The organism is Spirosoma endbachense (genome assembly GCF_010233585.1).
In the GTDB taxonomy this organism is placed as follows: domain Bacteria; phylum Bacteroidota; class Bacteroidia; order Cytophagales; family Spirosomataceae; genus Spirosoma; species Spirosoma endbachense.
The window spans coordinates 2,150,181-2,172,159 of the sequence record NZ_CP045997.1; the positions used below are offsets into that span (position 1 = coordinate 2,150,181).

Annotated in this window: 13 protein-coding genes; 3 read left to right on the forward strand and 10 right to left on the reverse strand. The window is 48.1% G+C overall.

Annotated elements, in window-relative coordinates; translation table 11 throughout:
* Positions 1-34 precede the first annotated feature (34 nt).
* Positions 35-2,944: a M64 family metallopeptidase gene (locus GJR95_RS08395; protein WP_162385453.1), complete on the reverse strand. Its 2,910-nt coding sequence runs from the start codon at positions 2,942-2,944 to the stop codon at positions 35-37.
* A 326-nt stretch (positions 2,945-3,270) separates the two neighbouring features.
* Here GJR95_RS08395 and GJR95_RS08400 point away from each other — a divergent pair, with 326 nt between their 5' ends.
* From GJR95_RS08400 to GJR95_RS08410, 3 genes are all read left to right on the forward strand, one after another.
* The gene (locus tag GJR95_RS08400) at positions 3,271-3,780 is read left to right on the forward strand and encodes a hypothetical protein (RefSeq protein WP_162385454.1); all 510 of its coding nucleotides are present in this window, start codon (positions 3,271-3,273) and stop codon (positions 3,778-3,780) included.
* A 63-nt stretch (positions 3,781-3,843) separates the two neighbouring features.
* A complete protein-coding gene (locus tag GJR95_RS08405; RefSeq protein ID WP_162385455.1) occupies positions 3,844-4,914 on the forward strand; it encodes a 3-oxoacyl-ACP synthase III family protein in 1,071 nt (356 codons plus the stop codon).
* 508 nt (positions 4,915-5,422) lie between these two features.
* The gene (locus GJR95_RS08410) at positions 5,423-9,634 is read left to right on the forward strand and encodes a carbohydrate-binding protein (RefSeq protein ID WP_162385456.1); all 4,212 of its coding nucleotides are present in this window, start codon (positions 5,423-5,425) and stop codon (positions 9,632-9,634) included.
* 73 nt (positions 9,635-9,707) lie between these two features.
* On the opposite strand, the gene GJR95_RS08415 is transcribed toward GJR95_RS08410, so the two are convergent.
* The 9 genes from GJR95_RS08415 to GJR95_RS08460 form a co-directional block, all read right to left on the reverse strand.
* Positions 9,708-10,487 (reverse strand): glycosyltransferase family 2 protein, encoded by a 780-nt coding sequence (locus GJR95_RS08415; protein WP_162385457.1) that lies wholly within the window; start codon positions 10,485-10,487, stop codon positions 9,708-9,710.
* Between the two features lie 298 nt (positions 10,488-10,785).
* Positions 10,786-12,285, reverse strand: coding sequence for a T9SS type B sorting domain-containing protein (locus tag GJR95_RS08420; RefSeq protein WP_162385458.1), 1,500 nt, complete (start codon positions 12,283-12,285; stop codon positions 10,786-10,788).
* Positions 12,286-12,311: 26 nt separating this feature from the next.
* Positions 12,312-14,282: a glycosyltransferase gene (locus GJR95_RS42025; protein ID WP_232541119.1), complete on the reverse strand. Its 1,971-nt coding sequence runs from the start codon at positions 14,280-14,282 to the stop codon at positions 12,312-12,314.
* Positions 14,279-15,406, reverse strand: coding sequence for a glycosyltransferase family 4 protein (locus GJR95_RS08435; protein WP_162385459.1), 1,128 nt, complete (start codon positions 15,404-15,406; stop codon positions 14,279-14,281). The genes GJR95_RS42025 and GJR95_RS08435 overlap by 4 nt, the downstream gene beginning before the upstream one ends.
* 38 nt (positions 15,407-15,444) lie before the next feature.
* A complete protein-coding gene (locus tag GJR95_RS08440) occupies positions 15,445-16,320 on the reverse strand; it encodes an alpha-1,2-fucosyltransferase (protein ID WP_162385460.1) in 876 nt (291 codons plus the stop codon).
* Between the two features lie 147 nt (positions 16,321-16,467).
* The gene (locus tag GJR95_RS08445; RefSeq protein ID WP_162385461.1) at positions 16,468-17,424 is read right to left on the reverse strand and encodes a hypothetical protein; all 957 of its coding nucleotides are present in this window, start codon (positions 17,422-17,424) and stop codon (positions 16,468-16,470) included.
* A 12-nt stretch (positions 17,425-17,436) separates the two neighbouring features.
* Entirely contained in the window at positions 17,437-18,873 is a 1,437-nt protein-coding gene (locus GJR95_RS08450) for an MOP flippase family protein (RefSeq protein WP_162385462.1), read from the reverse strand.
* Positions 18,870-21,104, reverse strand: a complete 2,235-nt coding sequence (locus GJR95_RS08455; protein ID WP_198424818.1) for a GumC family protein — start codon at positions 21,102-21,104, stop codon at positions 18,870-18,872. Before GJR95_RS08455 ends, GJR95_RS08450 begins: the two co-directional genes overlap by 4 nt.
* A 4-nt stretch (positions 21,105-21,108) precedes the next feature.
* Complete coding sequence (locus GJR95_RS08460; RefSeq protein WP_162385463.1) at positions 21,109-21,927, reverse strand: TolC family protein; 819 nt, start codon at positions 21,925-21,927, stop codon at positions 21,109-21,111.
* Between the last annotated feature and the right edge of the window lie 52 nt (positions 21,928-21,979).

The following is a 21,979-nucleotide window of genomic DNA, read 5'->3' on the forward strand; positions in this document are numbered from 1 at the left end:
GCGCTTTAGAGCTATTTAGCCAACGGCATTCATTTTAATCCGGATAAATTTTCCGTTTCATGTAATCGGCATCGAAATCACCATGTTTTGTTGGATCGATCTGGTTGACCAGCGTATAGCGGCATACAGCACACAACTCCGTATACTGATCATCGTCAACCTGTTGACGCATCATGCACTTGGCCGCAGGATGATATACACCACCATGATGCAGATTGCCCCCGCTGTAGAGACCGATGATTTCCTTATCTCTCTTCGAGCAACAAGGCACTAAATGGCCAGGGATATTCGTGTTATCCGGCGTACGATCAATTACTTCACGGTGTTGATCATCCGTATTGAACGCAAAAGGATTTACCAGTAAGTGATTAAGTACTTTCTGGGCTATAATTTCGGCATAGGGATAATCGGCCGATCGCTGCCCTTCAGGCATGGCAATCGGCTCATACACAATGATGGCTTCATTCACATCCAGGGTTCGCATGTAGTCGGGCAGGGTAGCGTTTGCCGGACTGGTCAGCGTGAGTCTATTATTGGCAGGATCAGTACTCACGACTGTCAGTTCAGCAGAAATAGCCTTCGTAATTAGATCTGGCCCATTGGGTACGGCACCCGCTGTGCGAAATAAGGTCAGCACAGGACCATATCTATTTTCGGACCGAATCGTAAATCCCGTCCCTGTTTGTAGCGAAGCCGCCTGTCCACGGTCTACCTGAACGATCAACGTATCGGTACCACGACGAAGCGTTACCCGATCGTTAGCGACATCAATGGCGGTTATGTCAACAGCGTTTACAAATGCCGCCGGAAGTGGGTTAGGCGTAACAATGGAAGCGATTAATCTATCCTGACCGGTAGCGCGGGAATGAATAAAATATACGGTGGTATTCCGCCGTCGTTTCCGTAGAAAAACAGGTTTACTGGCGGCAAACTGAGCCGCCTGACCATTCTGCAGCGTTAGCTCGATTTGATTACCCGTTACGGTGATATTGGTAACGACTCCACACTTCTGAATGCGATGATAGCGCCATTTGATTCGATAGGGCTGAATTTGAGTGCCTCCACTCGAAACCGGCACTTCCAGGTCAGCCCTGGCCTGAACATTGCTGGACCAATCAACCGCAGAAGCGGCTTTTGTATACTTGGCAAACGACCAGCCTGAAACCGTTGGATCATCGACCGGTTTATTTTTATAGCTTTCCAGGGGAGGATTCTCCCCGTATTCATCCTCTAACCCAAACGAATGACACAGTTCATGGGTAGTGGTTGCTTTTGACTTTATCGGGAGTTTGTCGGGCAAATCAGTTGGCGCAATCGGAACACGCAATGTGGCTAAATCACCGATTAAAACTTCTTTGGCATTTGAATAAGATGCCTTCTCAACGACGGAGAACATGTATCCTGAACTATTTACAGCCCGCCCCCGACGAATAGCCGATAACACGACAATGTTATCCCAATCCTTTCCCTGTGGCTGAGTCGGACTCGCCTGCTGAACGAAGGTGGGACCGATCAGGTTGTTTTCATCATCCCTTAATGTACTGAAAAAAGTATCCAGATCTCCGCGCTGGATTCGCTTAGGGTCCAGACCAATATCACTAAAATCGTTCTCCCTTCTGGCGGCTGTTGTATCCTGAATGGTAACGCCCAAAGCGGTATCTTTTACCGGAGGCAACCGCCTTTCGCCAAGTCGCTGCCAACTCTTTATCAGCGATTTTTTCGTCTTTAGTTTCTCAATTTCTTCTTCTGTCAGGTGGGTCGTGGCTTCCCATTTGGTAACTAAGTTATCAATTACGGTCTGGTCATTGGTGTCGCGTTCCGCTCTCACGGGCAACCCGACCCAATACAAGAGGTGCTCAATGCCCCAGTCGTCGACTGGTTTATTCTGATCTCTTTCAATAAATGGAATCGGACGCCCCGTTAACCTGGGCAGAATTGGTTCGTTCGGTTTCCGGCGTACTGCCAAATCGCCCAGATAGGTCGCTCCGCTTTCGCGCGAAGGAATAAAAATCATCCAGAAATTGATCGAGCCTCGAAGCAGATTGAACGGTGCGGTAATTTTATTGCTCATCAAATCTTTGACATAATCTGCAACCAGAATTTTAAAGTTGAATTCCTGTTCGAGCGTAAACCCTTCGGACAAAAAGAGAATATTAGGCACTTCATTCAATCGGGGAAAGCCTGGGCACCCACCCGTTGCCACTAATTCGGCCTGTATGGGTGAATTGGCTACCAAATTCTCCGATACCATGATCAGACTGGCCGCCGTTTGCGTGACCCCATCGTAAGCAACCGATACATTCAGATCGTGAATACCGGTTATAGTCTGGGCCCGGATCGAGCCGTTGGCCGGATCTACTAAAGTAGGGGTAGGCGAATTCCAGCTTATATCGAGCGGGGGATCAATATTAAACAGAGCATTACGATAACGCTGATTACCGATTTCAGCAATAACATCGTCGTCAAAACGCCCATGCAGTCGAGCCTGATGCGTAACACCAGGCGTAATGGTTAAACCCGCAGGCGTAATCCATACCTCTTCGATTCTAGTGTGAATATGAATTCGTAATGCCGTCCAGTTGCTGGAATTATCAGCCGCATTCTCGACTTCGGCGTATAAGTAAAAGTTACGAACTTGGTTTTGTGCAGCAGCGGGCTCATTCTCGTCCAACGTGATTAGCCAGTCAGGTTTCCGATCAAACGCATGATCATGCTCGACTGGATTCTCAACGGTTATGCCAAAATCATTGGCCTTATCCTCGTCGAAGCTGGTCCAGAATGTATAGCTAATATCATGGTGATTATCGACATAATCGTGAGCAAAATCTCCCCCAATTCTTAGTAAGGTTGCAAAGGCATTTGTTGCATTGACGATTTGGAACGATTGCCCCCGAAGCAGATGAATGTCGTAGGGTGGTTCAAAATTGATAGCTGGAGCCGGCATGATCAGAACCGTTTAATAGATAACGGAAGGTAGTCAGTCCGGCAATTGAATGGTCAATATTTTGAGCGAACGTACTGCCTGAATAGCATTTTTCAGCTGGCTTCTGATAGGATCAGGACTCTTTCCGCATACTCGCCAAAGACCCGGCTATATGATTGTCCATCCGGTTTCGTTACCTTTATGAGTCCGAACGTAATCGATCGGGTTGATTCATGTCAGACTGAGTCCAAATGAATCGCCCCATTGTAAAGCGATTCCCGGTCGAATCCGTTATACTATTACACTCCTGCTGCCCGCTTGTCTAAACGTAGTAAGGTTTGTCTCTAATGACAGTATACCCAAGTAAAGTGTGGAATAAGGCGCAGCTTAAACAGCACCTGAACGTAATTGACCATCATCTCCATGAGGCTGCATTCAATCGCAATGCGCCCTACACTAATCTAACCCAGTCGCTTTTTATTGAGCTGCTTAGTCTGGAAGGTGATCTGCTCCAGCAGTCTGAACAGGCGGGCAAACGCATTGACTTTCTGGATGAAGTGGGGAGCAATGGTAAAATTCAGGACATTACGAGCCTGATTTATTCCATGCGCCAGTCGGTTTATAACTTTAATGCCAACCGGCATACCCACGAGAACATTACCGTTATTGTTCCAGACATGAATCACTTCTACGGAGCAGGCAATGGTTATTTTCCAAATGGTCTGTTTTTTGTCTGCAACCATGAAGACGAACTGGCCTTTTTTGTCGGTCAGGATCGTATTTATTTCTACCGGCATCTGGTTAGAGCTTTCAACGAAGCCAGGACTTATTTACTAGCGACACTAAAAGAACAGTAGATATTCTAAAACCCGCGACTTATTGCCCGAAAAAAGAAGCTGTTTGACGGCTTTTCCGTAACTATGACCAGATCTGTTTTTACCGCAACAGGAAGCTACATTCCTGATGTTACTATCACTAACCAGTCCTTCCTGACTTCCCAATTTTATACGAAAGAAGGGGTTGCCATCCCACAAAATCAGGGTCACGTTCTTGAGAAGTTTAAGGAAATTACGGGTATCTGCGAACGCCGTTACGCCCGACCCGACCAAAAAGCGTCGGAATTGGGGTTTCTGGCGGCAAGTGACGCATTGTCAAGTTCAGGCATCGATCCTGAAACGCTCGACTACATTATTGTTGCCCATAACTTTGGCGATGTTACGTATGGCAGCAACCGGGTCGATATGGTTCCTTCCCTGGCCTCGCGCATAAAAGCCCTCCTGCACATCAGCAACCCAGATACGATTGCCTATGACCTCGCGTTTGGTTGCCCTGGCTGGTTAGAAGGGCTCATTCAGGCTAATTATTACATCCGTTCGGGCGACGCCAAACGATGTCTGGTTATTGGTACCGAAACGCTTTCCAGGGTTGTTGATCCACACGACCGCGATTCCATGTTATTCAGCGACGGTAGCGGTGCTGTCATTCTGGAAGCGTCGGATAGCAACCAGACAGGCATTTTAGCGCATCATACCCAAACCCATGCCTGTGAGTATACCACGCTCCTGAGCATGAGCAAATCATATGCCCCCTTACTGGGAGACAGCCCAGACATTTTCATGAAAATGAACGGTCGTAAGCTCTATGAATTTGCGTTAAATCAAGTGCCATTAGTTATCAAAAAAGCGCTGGATAAAGCGAATATCCATCTGTCTCAAATCAGCAAAGTCCTCATTCATCAGGCCAATGAGAAAATGGATGTCGCCATACTACAACGGCTCTATAAATTATATAATCTGGACAGCCCTGCCTTGTCATTGATGCCCATGACCATATCGTGGCTGGGCAACAGTTCAGTGGCAACTATTCCTACGTTACTGGATCTGATCGAGAAAGGGAAATTTGAAAACCAGCACATAGAGCCGGGCGACAAAGTAGTGATTGCTTCCGTAGGAGCCGGTATGAATATCAATGCCGTTATCTATCAGTTTTAAATAGCACACCTGGGGCTGTCTGTATTGCTCATAAATTTTAGGCGTGGAGTTCTTTGATATGGTGTCGGTTTCTTCAAACCGACACAGTGAGGACGCCGATGCGACGGTTCGCCGTTTCCCTTCTTCCAACCTCGTCGTTAAATAGTTGCGGTTTCCCAACCCGCAGAAGTCAGCTTTAAGAATCAGACATCACGCAATACCCGCAGGCAGGCCAGTGTCAGACAGGGTACCCATCTAAGCAATTATACGGAGTCAATCACCTACCGAGAAGTGGCCTTACGCTCAAACTGGCCGTAGACATGTCGACTATCGACGAACTTGTCTAGCAAAAATATGTCACCAAAATTATTTTTTTAGTTTTTAAATAGACAAAAAATATAACCATAGCTTTCATATTTTCATGAAAAAATAAATCTAAAAATTAAAGTTCTTTAATAAGATTTTTCAAAACTAATTTTTATTTATTTTTATGAGTTTTTTAGTAACATAAAAATTCATAAAACACGAAATGCAAAAACATTTACTCCACACTAGTATTTACGCTACCCTAATTAGTAGCGTGTTATTTATCGGAACAAGAGAAATACCCATAAATAATAGCCAGAATCAATCTTCCTACCAAACTGCCGTTACGCTACCTGGTCACATCGAAGCCGAAAGCTACGATGCCATGCAGGGTGCCCAACTGGAAACGACATCGGATGAGAATGGCGGCCAGAACCTGAGCCTGATCACCGATGATGGCTGGATGGATTATTCGGTCAATGTGCCCACCGCAGCGGTCTACACCTTCCGCTTTCGGGTCGCCAATGGCTACAGCGATGGCGCTAAATTCCAGCTCAAACTCGCCGACGGAACCCTGCTGACAACCGTCGATGTGCCCCGAACCGGGGGTGCCCAGAACTGGCAGTCCATTGGCGCCACCGCTCACCTGCCCGCGGGCAACCAGACCCTGCGGATTCAGATCGTCAAGGGCAGTTGGAACCTCAACTGGTTCGAGGCTGCTGCCAGTCGGCCACTGCCTGCCCGCATCGAGGCTGAGACCTTCGATGTGGCTACCGATGTTCGCCCTGAACAGACCGAGGATAGTGGGGGTGGGTCGGATGTGGGCTATATTGATGATGGGGACTGGATGGACTATAACGTCAATGTGGCCACAGCAGGCTTGCACACCTTCCAGTTTCGGGTGGCCAACAGTTACGGAAACGGCCAGATCGAGATTCGTTCGGAGAGTGGTTCGGTGTTGGGGAGCGTGGATGTACCCCGGACGTATGGCTGGCAAACCTGGACAACGGTCAGCACCACGGCCACCCTACCGGCTGGCAGTCAGGTGTTGCGCTTGTATGCCGTGCGAGGCACCTTCAACCTGAACTGGTTCGATGTTTCCAGGGGCGGTGTTGCCAACTTACCCGGCCACATTGAAGTGGAAGATTTTAAGGCCATGCAGGGTGCCCAATTGGAAACGACATCGGATGAGAACGGGGGCCAGAATCTGAGCCTGATCACCGATGATGGCTGGATGGATTATTCGGTCAATGTGCCCACCGCAGCGGTCTACACCTTCCGCTTTCGGGTCGCCAATGGCTACAGCGATGGCGCTAAATTCCAGCTCAAACTCGCCGACGGAACCCTGCTGACAACCGTCGATGTGCCCCGAACCGGGGGTGCCCAGAACTGGCAGTCCATTGGCGCCACCGCTCACCTGCCCGCGGGCAACCAGACCCTGCGGATTCAGATCGTCAAGGGCAGCTGGAACCTCAACTGGTTCGAGGCTGCTGCCAGTCGGCCACTGCCTGCCCGCATCGAGGCTGAGACCTTCGATGTGGCCACCGATGTTCGCCCTGAACAGACCGAGGATAGTGGGGGTGGGTCGGATGTGGGTTATATTGATGATGGGGACTGGATGGACTATAACGTCAATGTGGCCACAGCGGGCTTGCACACCTTCCAGTTTCGGGTGGCCAACAGTTACGGAAACGGCCAGATCGAGATTCGTTCGGAGAGTGGTTCGGTGTTGGGGAGCGTGGATGTACCCCGGACGTATGGCTGGCAAACCTGGACAACGGTCAGCACCACGGCCACCCTACCGGCTGGCAGTCAGGTGTTGCGCTTGTATGCCGTGCGGGGTGCTTTCAACATGAACTGGTTCGATGTCGGTCAGGGCGGCACAGTCGTGGCTCCGGCAGTGATCACGTTTGCAGATCTCCCGGCCAAGACGACCGACGATGGCGAATTCAGTTTGTCGGCAACCAGTACGAACACGGAAACGCCGATTACGTTTAGCTCGTCGAATCAAGCTGTCGTTAGCGTTTCTAATGGATCGGGTTCATGGAAAGCGACAATAGTATCGGCGGGAACGGCAACCATTACGGCATCGCAGGCGGGTTCTTCCTCGTTTCTGGCCGCTTCAGATGTTACCCGGACGCAGGTAGTTCAGGCTTCATCGAACACTCCGCTCAGCGCCAAAATTCCGATCGATCCCAAACGCTGGTATCAGCTCAATAACGTAAGTAATGGACTGGATGGCTTGTTCGATGGTATTACGGATGTAAACGTCGAAACGGGTTATGGTAAAGTATTGCCTAATTACGATGCCTATTACCCCCTACTGGATGGTGAATCGATGACACTGGAGAGCATTCGTTTTTACGATTTTACGGGGATATATACCGATAATCCGATGACATTGTCGGTCATTACCGATCAGTGGCAACGGATTCCGATTGCAACCTTTACGGGTCAGGAATACGCAACCTGGGTAGGGCCTTACCCAAACCGAACGACGTCTGGAAATGCTAAATTCAAGCTGGATCAGCCCATTAGTAATGCCCGTTATCTGGTTATCAATTCCTGGAGTGTTTACCCGACGGAGATTGAATTATATGGTTCCTACACACCAACCAGTCAACCGCTAACGCCAGCGCCCGCCAAGTCGGTGAAACTAAAAGATATGTTCGGGGTAAATGCCTATGAATGGAACTTTGAAGATGGCAATACGCCCTGGCAGATCAATGAAACGAAAATGAACGTCGTGAAAAGTTTTTCCGGTGTCCGGCATTATATGGACTGGAATAAACTGGAAGGGAATGAAGGCAGCTATTCCTACAATCCGACCATTAGTGGCGGCTGGAATTATGATGCTATTTATGAACGCTGCAAAGCCGAAGGAATTGAAGTACTGGCCTGCCTGAAAACGATTCCAGAGTGGATGGTCAATACGTATCCGGACGACCAGCGCGACGGCGAAAATGTTCCGTTACGCTACGGAAAAGATTTCCTGGACCCGAACTCCTATCTGGAACAGGCGAAAGCAGGCTTTCAGTACATGGCCCGCTACGGCAGTAATCCGAACGTCAACCCGGCCTTACTCAGTGTAAACTCAACGCCACGCTGGACGGGCGATACACCTAATTCGATCAAGATTGGTCTTGGGCTGATCAAGTACATCGAATGCGATAACGAGCGCGATAAGTGGTGGAAAGGCAGAAAAGCATATCAGACAGCCCGCGAATATGCGGCCAATCTGTCGGCGTTTTACGATGGTCACAAGAACACGATGGGAGCCGGTGTTGGGGTTAAAAATGCCGATCCAAGTGTGAAAGTGGTCATTGGTGGATTGGCGTCGGCTTCCAGTGGGTCCGATTATATCAAAGGAATGATCGACTGGTGTAAGCAATATCGGGGCTACAAACCCGACGGCACCGTAAATCTGTGCTGGGATATCATCAATTACCACATGTATTCCGACAATACCTCCTCGTCGCAGAGTGGAACCTCAACGCGCGGAGCCGCTCCCGAAGTGACGCCTATCAACCGAATTGCCGAGGATTTCCGTAAAACAGCCCATCAGCAGTCGTATGACATGCCGGTCTGGATTACGGAAGCAGGTTATGATGTAAACCAGGGCAGTCCCCTGCGTGCCATTCCAATTGGCAATAAGTCGGCACTGGAAACCCAGGGCGACTGGATTCTGCGGACGTCGTTGTTTTATGCGCGTCAGGGTATCGATAAAGTGTTCTTTTATCAGCTCTATGACGATAACAATTCGGGAGGAATGTTCGGCACCTCGGGACTGGCCAACGGCGACAATACAACCCGTCGGCCTGCTGCTGATTACATGTATCAGACCGGCAAACTCTTTGGTGAGTATTCCTACAAAGAAACGCTCAATCAGAACCCGATTGTCGATCGGTATGAATTGAATGGTAAGTCAGCCTATATTTTGGTTGTGCCCGATGAGGTTGGCCGAACAGCTTCGTATACCCTGGACCTGGGTAGCGCGGCCCAGGCGCAGGTTTATCGACCCAAAGTAGGGAGCGAAAACATGGATATGGAAGTGGTCAACACCAACCAGGGCAAACTGCAGCTTACTGTAACCGAAACACCCATGTTCGTTGTCGCGGGGACTGCTGCACCCAATGCACGTGTAGCTGCGAAGGTGACTGCCGAAGATAAAAGCCTGGAAGATGTTGTGCGTATTTATCCAAATCCTACTGCCGATTTCGTCACGATACAGGCCGAGCGTTCGAGTAATACGCCCCTTAAAATCAATCTGTTTGATGCTGGCACCGGCAGAATCCATCGGCAGGTAAAGGTTCAGAAAACCGGCGATCAATTCTCATCAAAAATCGACATATCTCAGCTTCCAATCGGCACCTATATACTGGAAATCAAGCAGGATGGCGAGCGTGTAATGCGTAAAGTATTAAAAGTGAACTAGTGCTACGAACTCGTCAAACAAAAAACACCGAGCCTGAATGTGCCCGGTGTTTTTTGTTTGACGAGTTAAAAAATCACAGCTTTTTGATGTAAATATCGTAGTTGTATTTAAGTTGTCTATACACATACCGTACCACCACCAGAACCTGATTTTTGCTCACTCCCCACTTTTTCAGGCTATAGGTACTGGGCTCTGTCTGGGTGTTTTTCTGATCAAAAAGCTGTTTGAATTCGTTGAAAAACAACCCCCTACCCTTGTGTTGAATAAAGGAAACACACATCCAGTACTCAGTTTTATCAGGAGCCAGTCCTTCTACGTAGCGGCCAAATTTCTCCAGAAATGAACTACGGCGTAAGTGCGGGTGATCGCTGTAATAGTAAATTTTGGTATAATTCGTATCCCATATCGATGGAATAACCATCTCGGAGAACTGGTTATCATAAGGCTTTAAGTACGCGTAGGGATAATACGCATAAAACCGAATAATATCGAATTCGGGATGTTCATTAATGATCTTTAACGATTCTACCAGCCGATCCGGAAAGGCAGGTTTAGGCTCAAAATCTTCCTGAATATAGAGCGTATACGGCGTCTGAACAGCCTCCTGGCCTTTGTTTATATTATTCCCTAAGCCTTTGTTTTTGGGCGTCGAAATCATCCGAAAGGAAAACTCTTCCTGAAGCTTTTTCAGATAATTACGGTGTTCTTCTTTACTACCGTCGTCCGACACAACTATTTCGCCAAACTGGCAATTCAACCGTCGGAAGCTAGTCAGCAGATTCTCCAGCGACTGTGACCGATTATAGTGCGTCACCAGGAGTGTAACGTCAGGAAAATAGTAATTCTGTTGCATTAATATGATTTTGTGGACAGGATAGACGCATGAAGCTGGTTTTCCCTAAATTATCTGGACTAGGTAAATGATGAGCGGTCACGTTTACGAATTGACTTTACCAGGACTTTCGCCCAGCAGTAGCACTGTGCCACGGTTCATTGGGAGCATCATCACTAACCGTGGTACAGTGATACCGCTGGGCAAAAGTCCTATTTCCATTAACGCAACTTATCAAAAAAACGCTGGACTTCCAACGTCAAAGCAACCAGACTCGCTCTCTAATCGGCTGATCTAGAGAAAGGCAGGCACTATTTTATTAACGAACCAACATCACCCGCCCGCTACGAGCGTAATGGCGTTCCTGATTCTGGTTATTCAAAACACTATAATCAAGGGTCCAGGCATAGATCCCGTCCGGACAGGGCCGATTTTGAAACATACCATCCCAGGCCAGATCGGCCTGCTTGCTTACAAATATGACACTCCCCCACCGATCATAAACGCGAAAGGAATAGGCCGTAAACGTACCCGCATGAATGACAATCAGGTTATCATTAACCGCATCGTTATTGGGCGAAAATGCATCGGGTACATAAACATCTTCCAGGTGGCAGTTCTGGGTCGACACGTTTACCGTGTCTCGGTACGTACACCCGCCCAGGTTTGTTTCCAGCCAATAAACCCCGGCTGCATTGACCGTTAGCTGCCGGTTTGTGCTCCGATCCGACCACACAAACGAAGTTCCTGCGGGCAGCGGGTCAGGCACCTGAAGCACCTGCGACGTGCCTGCACAAACGGCCAGATCATTACCCAGACTGAAGGGCGCATCAGGACGCCCATTGACAACAAGCACATTAGACTCGGCCGAACATTGTGACCGACCAATGGCATTGGCGTTAATTGGCTGGGCATTTCGGAGCCGATAATACGTGCGGCCAACCCGCACTGGATTAATCGTATAGGTTGCCTGACCGGTTCCCGGAACGGGCGTCCAATTGACATTATCCTGACTCTGTTGCCACGAATAAACCGGATTTGGATAGCCTACAGCAGCTCCGACACTGAGTGTCAGGCGTGTATCGGCGCAGACCGTTGTTTCAGAAGCCGATGAATTGGCGAACTGAATGGTCAGGTTTGGGTGAACCGGGCGGAAGCCAATATCGTCAATCGCCAGATCGTTACCACAGCCACCCAGACCTTTATTGATCAGTTTAACAACAATGTCGTTGGTGTTAGTCTGGATAACGAACTGCATCGAAAGCTGCACCCAGACAGGAGTTACTGAACGGGAAACAGCCGGCTGGATTACCTCTTTGATCAGCGTTCCATCTGCCTGCTCTACCCGCATTGCTATGATCGGGTCGCGAAGGCTAAATTCATCACAGGGCCCAGGCTGCAATACCTTGTTAATATTCAGTACCCACAACGAAAATTCGTACGTAACACCAGGGCACAGACCCATTGCTTTCTGGCTAAAAAACTCGCTGGGCTGATAGAACGCGTTGACAACAAACATATTACCTTTCACGTCGCCGGGCGTGTGATCTTCCCGCACCCGGTGCCAGGCATCACCATGACAACTATTGGCTACGGTATCCATCAAGGTATATTCGCCATCATTGGGGCAGGGATTGCTGGTATAGGCAAATGTAGTTTGCCCTTGTGGTAACGCTCCGCGCGGCCCGGCACCAAATGTTTCGCAAATGATTGCCCCCTGGCTACACTGCGCCCGACTATCCACACGGGCAGTCAGTAGCAGCAGAAATAGTGGGACGATCCAGCACAGGAAAGCCGACTTGCATTGACACACGAGCATAGCCAATGATGTTGAACGACAATTCCCTAATTATTCAATGATGTTTTGGTATCGTGAGGAGGTTGCGCAACGAACATACTGCTAAACCGCCGGAGCTCATTGGCAATACGCACAAAGAGCGTTCGCGAGAAACTACCATCCTTTTCGAGCGTTCGCGTACCTGTCCAGGCGCGGGCTTTGGCCGATTTCACCTGCTTAACGCTTCCATAATTCATCAGGTCAAAACACATACGACCGTCTTCGCCCCGAATTTTATGCATCACATAACCAACTTTCAGGCCGTATTCTCTGATGTAACCGATGCTTATTCCGTAGGCGTTCAGGTGCGGCCGTTTCATGTGCCGAACCTCGGCAATACCATCCTTCAGCGTTTCAAGGATCGATAGTTTCCAGCGCGAGAAGCCCTTTTCGGGAGTCGGGATAAACGAATAACGACCATAAACACAAACAACGCCCGGCTGCTGTAATACGGCCATCATTTCACTAACCCAATCGGGTGGGTAGAGACCGTCGGCATCGGCTGTCAGAATATATTTCCCCCGTGCGTTCTCCAAACCCATCTGGCGAGCGGGGCCCCATCCCTGAATCGGTTGAAATACACTACGAACATGCAGGTTGTCCAGCGTCTTCTGCATCTGATCGGTCGAGTTGTTGTTAACGACCACAATTTCAAAGGGTATGTCGGTTTTCATCTTCGCCAGCGAAGCAACGCTACGAAGTATGTTCACCTCCTCGTTCCAGCCCGGAATAACCACACTAACCAGCGGATCATGGCTTTGAACAGCATCAAGATCACGGTTGATTCTATCAAAAACCGATTTCGGAACCTCGTCGAATGTAGCGTAGGGATAGTTGAATTCACTAATCCAGGCAGGCGCTTTGAGAATATTCATACTCCAATTGTGTTTAGGATTGAGACTAGCTATGGTCATGTTGTCAGACGACCTTTGGGGCCGCTTCGGTGTGGGCGACTGGAGAATCAATTCAATGTGGCGATAGGTGAAAACAGACAGCAGATGCACAAAGCCCAGACAACTGAGCACATAGAATAACTCACCGATTGTGGTATGGTGTACTTTGATAATCTTGAACAGAAGCAGGTCCATGATAGCCAGCACAATCGTATGATTCAGGTAATACGAATACGATAGCTTGCCCAGAAACTCCAGTCGATCGATCGCCAGAAATTTGGAAATAGCCCCTGTTTCACGCGAAAAGGCAATAATCACGATGGCAAACAGAAGTGGCATCATCCAGCTTTCGGAATGGGTAAATGACCGAACTGAAAAAATGGTCAGACCCAGTATAATGCCCTCTGTTGCCGTACTCTGCCAGTAACCGAAACCTGATGATAGCTGACGGCTAATCCGATACGAAACCATGCCAATCAGGAAGCTGTAGAGGCACCGAACGAATCCGTAATCGTAATTATAAATAATGCTGCCATGATGCTGCACAATGAACCAGGCCAATAGGCTGAAACCAATGATGCAGATTAACAATACGTTTTTTCGAAACAGCACCAGCCACAGTGCCCAGACAATGTAGGTGTAGAATTCAACGCTAATACTCCAGCTGGGGCCATTCCAGGTCACTCGATCAAATAGGCCAAGCGATTGGGTTAGGGTCAGGTTTGCCAGAAACGAAATCAGGGTTTTGTCATCGGCAAATACAGGATTGGATAAACGAACGACGTATCGGTCAATGCCGAAGCGAACGATTTCAAAGAGTAAGACCAGTAGCAGCGTGAAAAGATGAAGCGGGTAAAGTCGTTTAAATCGTTTACTGACAAATGGCTTTATGCTTCTCAGATCGGTAATTTTATTAAAGTTGCTGTGAGTCATTACAAACCCCGACAGCACAAAAAAGAAATCAACAAAAATGTCACTCTTTGCGATAAAGACATTGTCTGACAATAGATTAAGATGCTGCATATGGAATAAAATAACCATAATGGCAGCTATGCCCCGAAAAGAATCTACCGCTCGAAACCTCATACTGTAACGCGTTTTATCGCCTGTGGACTGACTAATGACCTGTATACGTCCAACGTTTGATCAATTGATTTTTGAAGCGGAAAATCGGCGAGCCGCTTCGTACCTTTTTCGACCAATTGGGCTTTCAGGCTCGAATTGGTCAATGTAGTTTCCAGCTTGTCAACCAGATCGTCGACGGCCGTGGGTTCGAAATACACCGCAGCATCGACAGCTACCTCCCGAAAACACTCGGTATCACTGAGCAGTATCGGGCACCGGGCTTTAAATGCTTCCAGAATGGGCAACCCAAATCCCTCATAAAGCGAAGGATACACGAATAATTGCGCGTTTTGATACAGAAAATTGAGTTGTTCGTCAGTGGCATTAATGTGTCGTACCCGATCCGTCAGGCCCAGCCGATCAAGGAATTCACGATCCGCAATTTCCAGCCTTCCTCCTCCGGTCAGCACAACGTGCAGATCCGGAAAACGGTGAGCCAGATGCTGGAAAGCCTTCATAAACAGATAAAAGTTTTTATAACCACTGCGATCGCCCACAAACAACAGGTACTGTTTGGGCAGATTTTCTACCGGCTGAACCAGCAGTGGTGACTCGATATCGATGCCATGATAGATAACCGACACTTTCGCCGGATCGACCCTGAACATATCGAGCAAGTCTTTTCGGGTCGTATTCGAGATGGTTATAATCGAATCGGCCCGCTCAATATTCAATCGCTTGTTATGGGTAAGTGGGTCCTGCGCCCAGAAATATTCGGGCAGGGCCTCATGGGTCATGTCATGAACCGTTATGACCAGCGGCTTTTTTAACTGCTTGAAAAAATAAGGATGGTAATAGGTGGGATGAAATACATCGAACTCCGACTTTTCGAGCAGCCACTTGCAATAAAGCTGATTCAGTTGCACGTCGTAGCGCTCGTTGCGGCTCAAAATACGATCAGGCAGACGTCCTTTTAGTGACAGAGGTTCGTCCTGGATATAGTGATTTTTAGCGTGCAGAACACCTAACAGGTAGGTCATATCTTCAGTACGCTTAATGCCCTGGATTATATTCGCGAAATAGCGACTAATACCACCGTACTTCTGCGTACTGAATTTCTGGTGATCAATGAAAACATTTAGCATAATGAGTCAGCAGTTGGAGAGGTAGACGCAAGTCGTAGTTAAAGGGCAAGCCAGGTCGACGGAACCAGGTCTTTTGTATTCCAGGTTGGCTGTTTCCGGTACCACCGCTTTGGCGTAATGACCAGCTTATCTGGATTCGGATTAAGCCAGGCCCCCCACCAGCTGAATGAACTATTGGCAATGATATGGTGCCGACATCGACTCATTAGCACCAGGTCTGCCACATCGCCATCCGGGCCACTGTTTCGAACAAAAACGGTATTGTCGGGTAGTGGCAGATTTTCCTGCACCCAGACCTGATCATCACTGAAGACGTAGAAACGAGGATTTTTCACTTGCCCTAGTATCTGATCAAGTGCCTGCTGGTAGTAGTCAATTCCCACAAAACCAAACGTCTGGCTAAACTCCGGATGATTTACATAATCGCCACGCCGGATGTGAACAGAAATCGGCATGGAAGCCATGCTGATTGACTCCACGTAGCTGTTAAATTCGGGGCTGGGTGTTGAGGTCAATGTCAACTCTTGACGAATCGCGTCGGCACTCTCCCGAAAGTATTCTTCTGACTGCCAGAATCCATCCAGCGTAATAAAGCTGGCTCTGGCCTGCACAATGTGTTTATCGAAGTGAAAGTGTTTTTCTTTCAGAAACAGAAAAAACGGTCGTAAACTACGATTTGGTAACACCTTTGTAGCCTTTGATACATACTGGATGAGAGGAGAATCCTGAAGTATATGAAACGGAGCCGCAAAGTGCCCAAGCTTAAAAGCCCGTGGTGTATCAGTATCGTAGGTATAGTCGTAGTAGCTCAGATCCAGATATAAAGTAGTCTTGTTTTTCAGTGACAGGTGCCGAGCGGCCGCGTACTGAAAAAGTTGATTTCCTAAGCCGCTGGTTATTCTACTGATAATCATTTTGGCATCATGACATTGTTTCAACCATTAACTATGCGCAATAGTAACCTATTAACATATACTAAGCCGCATTAGTCAATTCTATGCTGTTTAAAAATACTACATATATCTATATCTAAAAAATGATAAATTAAATATCATTCGAAATTAATAGTTGTCACTTAAATGTTTTAATACCTCTGCCCGATCGCGGGCGTGTAAAATGGTCGCACCCGACAGTTTTGGAAACAAATTCTGGTATTCATTAAAATGATGCTCCATTCCCCAATTTGGATTCGACAGGATAATGTTGGCTCCTCCGAAGCAACTTGCCAGGGCTGCGGTTCCGCCATGCATCGAAATAAAGTGATCAGAATTGGCATACACCATCAGTTGCAGGTGATTGTAATTATTGACCACAGTTGGATGATAACGGGCATAAAGGTCATCCATCAGGATTACTTCCGGATGAGTTTCCCGCAACCAGGTATGTTCATTCAATTGCATCGTTTCGCTGTTATCCTGTACGATCTGGGTTGGTAGGGGTCGATTGTAAACGATCTGGTACTTAGCGCCATAATCGCGAATGATCTGATCGAGGGTTGGAATATCCAGAAAATTAATGGGCGGCTGGTCCCACTCAATATTGTATTTATTGGCAATAACCAGCAGGGGTTTATCATAAACGAAAATATCGTTCCGATACTGGGCTTTGTAAGGAACCTGAGCCCAGTTTCGGAAACTATAGGAGTTACTATGGGTCATGTTTGGCACATCATAATGCGCATACGACTCCGTCCAGATTCGCTTGTCAAACCGCTCTTCGTGATTGGGGCTAAAAAAATAGAATTCTTTCGTTTGCTTAGCCCCGATCGTTTTACTTAATGTTCCATTTAAGTAATGCCAATAAGCAAATGGTAACACATAACGCAACTCCTGATCGAACTCTCCGTGATAGCTAATCACTTTATACTGTTTCCTGAGCACATAATCGTGTATTACATAGCGCCCCTGAACCAGCTTACAGTAGTAGTTGTCGCGCACGAAATAGCTCAGATCCTTTCGGAGCCGGGGATATTTCAGACGGGCGACTACATACAAAGATTTCAGAATGAGCTGTTGCATACTAAGCATAGATTAACTGGCTTTCCCAAACGTTTTCAGTTCGGCAAGTGGGTACTTAAATCGGATTGTCAGGGTTATATAAATCAATGCCCCGATTGCTATCTGTGCAATGGTATTAAACACATTGATTGAATCCGCGTAGAATTTATAAAGCTCAATGGCTCCCACCATAAGCAGGCAGAAGAGAACCGGCTTGGCTATATTCTGCGCAAACTCCTTCATGAACGGGCCAATAAGCGAATGAACAATGCGGAAGTTAATCAGCAAATTAGCTAAAGTGGCCAGTAAAAAAGCCGAAGCAATGCCAACCACGCCCCAATACTGAGCCAGCACATACACGAGCGGTATCTTGATAAACAGCGTAATCACGTTCAGGTAAAAGAGCAGTTTCGGTTTTCCCTTCGAAAAAGCCAGTGTGAAAAGCGGATTGCTCAGCGAAGAGAAAATGCTGACGAAAACAAAAATCCGGATAAGCAGGATCGTTGGCTCCCAACCGGGCCCATAAAATAACGGCACTACGCTATCGGCCGTGATAAACAAACCTGCCAGCAACGGCAGATTGATATAACTGAGCAAATCCAGAATGGTCAGATACGACTTTTTAAGTTCATTCGCATCTCCTTTAAGACGGGCTAAAATGGGGTAGGCCACTTGCAGAATAATCGGACTGAGTCGAGTAATGGGAAAAACAGCCAGTTGAGAAGCCAGTGTATAATAACCCAGTGGCTTCACGCCAAGCATCCCTCCCACCAGAATATTATCTGAATTGGCCTGAATGAAGCCAACAATACCATCGCCTACATTATAGAGCCCAAATCGCAGGTGATCTTTGATCAGATTCAAATCAAATTTCAGTATCGGCGAAAACAGCTTCAGACCATACACCATCTGAAGGACCGACTTGGCCGCCTGCTGCGCCAGCTGCCCATAAATCAGCGATAATTCGGCGAAGCCCGTGTAGGCCAGCACGATGGTAACGGCCGTTCCGGCTATTGTGCCCGTAATATCGATACTGGCTACCGCCTTGAATCGTAACTCTTTCTGAAGCAGAAACAGGTAAATCTGCCCTACGTAGACAATGATGAAATACAGCGACGACAGTTTGATGACCTTTTCCAGCCGCGGCTCCTTGTAGTAAGCCACAACCAGTGGCCAACTGAAGAATACCACAACACCAATGAACAGTCCAAGCCCCAGGTTCAGCAGATAGATTGTCGATAATACCTCCCGGTCTTCCTCCTGCTTATAAATAATTGAGTTGGAGAATCCGAGGTTGGCAAAAATGCCAAAAAAAGCGATCATAAGCGTGCTGACGCTAACGATTCCAAAGACCGACGGCTCCAGCAACCGGGCCAGAATGGCCACCTGGCCAAACTGGAACACGGTGGAAATAGCCGTCGATGTACTCATCCACTTACCACCACTAATCGCCTGTTGCTTATGACTCATTTGGGTTGCCGATCAAGAACTTTTTCGTTTGCTGATGCACCAGCGATTACTTCATTCGGCTCTGCATATCGTTTGGTCCGAACGATTCCCTGTTGAATGTCCCCGACAGTTGGCGCATCTATGTCGCCCCCTTCTACTTTATTCAGAGCAATCAGCACTGGGTGCTTGGCAGCTTTGGCATACAGTCCAAATAACTGCTTGTCCCGTCGGCCCCAGAGCGTATGAACCGCCAGCACCATCAGTGAAACAGCACTCCGATTGACCAAATGTAGTGGAATCGGGCTACCGACGAGCGCAGGCAACTCCAGAATTACTTTATTGAATGAGTTCATTGTAAGGGCATGCTCACCAGCCAGTAAATCTTCGGGCTCCCGTATATTCATGAAATTGGGATGAAGATCATAAGGAAAAAATGCAATGTTGTCCTGTTCAAACTTCTTATCGTTATCGGTCAGCCGCGGATAGAAATAGGCCACGTGCTCCCCTGATTCGGCATAAAGTCGGGCCAGACCATGCGCAAACCAGGTTTTCCCCTGCTTCGACCGCATGCTGAACAAGGTAATCAGCGGTGGCTGTTCCGAAACGCGCCGGTGTTCTATTTCAATGTTGATGGCATTGCCCAACTGTTCGAACATACTTACAGCAGCACGGCTCGCCTTTGAATTGACGGCAAACTTTTTCACCGTTGGAAATACAGCCGTAACCGGGCTACCGATTCGCTGTTCGGCCTGTTCCAGTGTATTAATTCGCTTATCGGCCCAGAAGCGCAGGGCAGCCAGCAGCAGGGCAATCACAAAACCAGCCCCAGCGCCAATCAAGATGAACAGCAAACGTTTGGCCGGTTTTGGCGAAAACGGAAACCCAGGGGGGTCCAGCACTGATAATGATCCATCAATGGCAATGTCCTGCCGATGCGTTGTGGCCTGATTAAGTGATTGAACCAGGCTAAGGTATTCTTTCTCTGCAACCGTCATGTCGCGGGTAAGTTGCCGTTGTTCAGACTCCAGCGGAGTAAACGTAGTCGACTCTTTCTGGTAATCGTCAAGCCGTTTTTTTACCACATCCATCCGGGCTCCAGATTCCTCAAACTCCAGCACTTTAGTCAGCCACTCATTGACCAGCTTCAGTTTTGGAACCGATTCGGAGGTATTGTCGGCGGCAAAATAGTTCTGGGCAATCTGTTTCAAATCAGCCGATGCCTGGTCGATCTTCGCCTGATACCGGTCCAGAACGGCCTGCGGCTGGTTGTTGGTCCGGGCATTGATCAACTGCGCTTCGGCTTCGGTCAGTTCAGCCTGCTTATCGGTTAGTGCGGTATTGATCTTGAGCAAACTCCCTCCCTGCGTCATTCGCTGACTCAGGGCATCCATGGCGGCTTTAGCCGCCCGATTCCGCATCACTTCGTCATTATATTCCGTTACTAAAGCCTCACGGGTAACGGAACGGGTCTTCAATTCATCTTCGAAGTTCAGTACGTTGTGCTGAACGTTAAACGCCCGAAGTTTCGATTCGGCATTATCAAGCAGTTTTTTTGCCTGCTTTGCCTTTTCGTCATAATACTTGACCACCGGATTGGTTTCGCCACTTTTCAGCGATGTGTAGCGCTGGTTCAGTTCCGTAATGGCCAGCGCCAATGTTTGCTGCGCCACCGCCGGATCTTCAGCCTCATATTCAAGGTCAAGCATATCACTGCCATTTCGACGGTTTGCTTTCAGTTTTTTGCTGATATGCTCGGGTGAATAATCCGAATCTGATTCCAGAATCAGCTTTCTGATCGGGTTATCGGTCTGGCTTTGAGCGAGACTATCGATCCGCATGCGTGTGTATTCAGGATCGCCCACCCGCACTAACGACTGGCGCAAACTGGCAGGAATGGCTCGCTGCAAATTCTGAAAACTGGCCGCCGACAGTTGCTTTTCGGTTGGCTTTGTTAGCTGTAGATGCTGACTCAACAGATTAACGCCCACATGATAGAGCGTCTGATTTGAGTTGAGTGTTGTCAGAATATTGTCAAAAGCATTACTGACAGCGGCATAATCGGCCTGAAAACCTTCCTGGGCAGAGCGCAGAGAATAGCCAGATGTAAAGCCGGTGTAAAGCGTAGCTTTGGTTTCATAAATCCGGGTTTCATTCCGCATGAAATAATAGACCGCTCCTGCCGCCAGGCATGGGAACAGAATAAACCAGATGAGATGCTGCTTCAGAAGCCGCCCGAGTCCTTGAAGTGTCATATGGCTAGTTGCGTTTCAGTTGTTGAATAGGTACTCCAACGAATAATTCAAGTGCATACATGCTCTTGATGAACTGGGTTTTGGCCTGTTCAACGGTTGTGCGGGTTTCGGCATAGCGGTTGCTATTGAACGCGTGCGTTTCGGGCGTGATCTTTCCTTTCTGCAATTCTACTTCTGCAATCCGATAGGCGGCCAGCGATGCCTGATCGTCGCGCAACCGGATTTGCAGAACGCGCTGAGACAGAATCAGATCCTGATACATATTGAACAAATCGCGCTTTAGCTGAATTTCGGCGGTTCGCTTGCGTTCCTGCGTAGCTTCATAATTTGCCCTGGCCAGTCGAATCTGCTGAGGCCGACCAAATAAATCATGAATACTGATCGATACATTTACCCCGGCCCGATAACCATTGGAAATCTGTCCTAACTGGTCGGTCACATTGGTACCCGTTGACAGAATCGCCTGATTACCCGTCGAATAATTAGCAAACCCGTTCAGATTCTGTAAGATCTGAAGTTTGGCGAGTTGGTAGGCTGCCAGTTGTGAATTTGAAACGGCACTCTCAAATTTCACGGAGGGCGCATAGGTTAATGCCAGTTTATACATCTCCTCAAACGAGATTAACTGCTGGGCAATATCTTTGTGAAAATCGAATGGCATGCTATCGACAGGCACGCCATCGGCGGGCGTTGCCTGTGGTTTTTGCGGGGCCGTTTGCGCAGGAACCGCTCCCTGGCTATAGCCCCCCGTATACCCGATGGTCAACAAAACCAGCCCCAGCATACACTGTCGGGCAAGTCGGTCTATTTTAAACTTCTTCATGTTGTTCGCTGTCGAAAAACTATTTTTTTTGTCTTCAGTGGACGGCTGCCTG

Coding starts and splice junctions, on each gene's coding strand:
- GJR95_RS08395 (WP_162385453.1), bottom strand. CDS start 2,944: ATGCCGGCTCCAGCTATCAATTTTGAACCACCCTACGACATTCATCTG.
- GJR95_RS08400 (WP_162385454.1), top strand. CDS start 3,271: ATGACAGTATACCCAAGTAAAGTGTGGAATAAGGCGCAGCTTAAACAG.
- GJR95_RS08405 (WP_162385455.1), top strand. CDS start 3,844: ATGACCAGATCTGTTTTTACCGCAACAGGAAGCTACATTCCTGATGTT.
- GJR95_RS08410 (WP_162385456.1), top strand. CDS start 5,423: ATGCAAAAACATTTACTCCACACTAGTATTTACGCTACCCTAATTAGT.
- GJR95_RS08415 (WP_162385457.1), bottom strand. CDS start 10,487: ATGCAACAGAATTACTATTTTCCTGACGTTACACTCCTGGTGACGCAC.
- GJR95_RS08420 (WP_162385458.1), bottom strand. CDS start 12,285: ATGCTCGTGTGTCAATGCAAGTCGGCTTTCCTGTGCTGGATCGTCCCA.
- GJR95_RS42025 (WP_232541119.1), bottom strand. CDS start 14,282: ATGAGGTTTCGAGCGGTAGATTCTTTTCGGGGCATAGCTGCCATTATG.
- GJR95_RS08435 (WP_162385459.1), bottom strand. CDS start 15,406: ATGCTAAATGTTTTCATTGATCACCAGAAATTCAGTACGCAGAAGTAC.
- GJR95_RS08440 (WP_162385460.1), bottom strand. CDS start 16,320: ATGATTATCAGTAGAATAACCAGCGGCTTAGGAAATCAACTTTTTCAG.
- GJR95_RS08445 (WP_162385461.1), bottom strand. CDS start 17,424: ATGCAACAGCTCATTCTGAAATCTTTGTATGTAGTCGCCCGTCTGAAA.
- GJR95_RS08450 (WP_162385462.1), bottom strand. CDS start 18,873: ATGAGTCATAAGCAACAGGCGATTAGTGGTGGTAAGTGGATGAGTACA.
- GJR95_RS08455 (WP_198424818.1), bottom strand. CDS start 21,104: ATGACACTTCAAGGACTCGGGCGGCTTCTGAAGCAGCATCTCATCTGG.
- GJR95_RS08460 (WP_162385463.1), bottom strand. CDS start 21,927: ATGAAGAAGTTTAAAATAGACCGACTTGCCCGACAGTGTATGCTGGGG.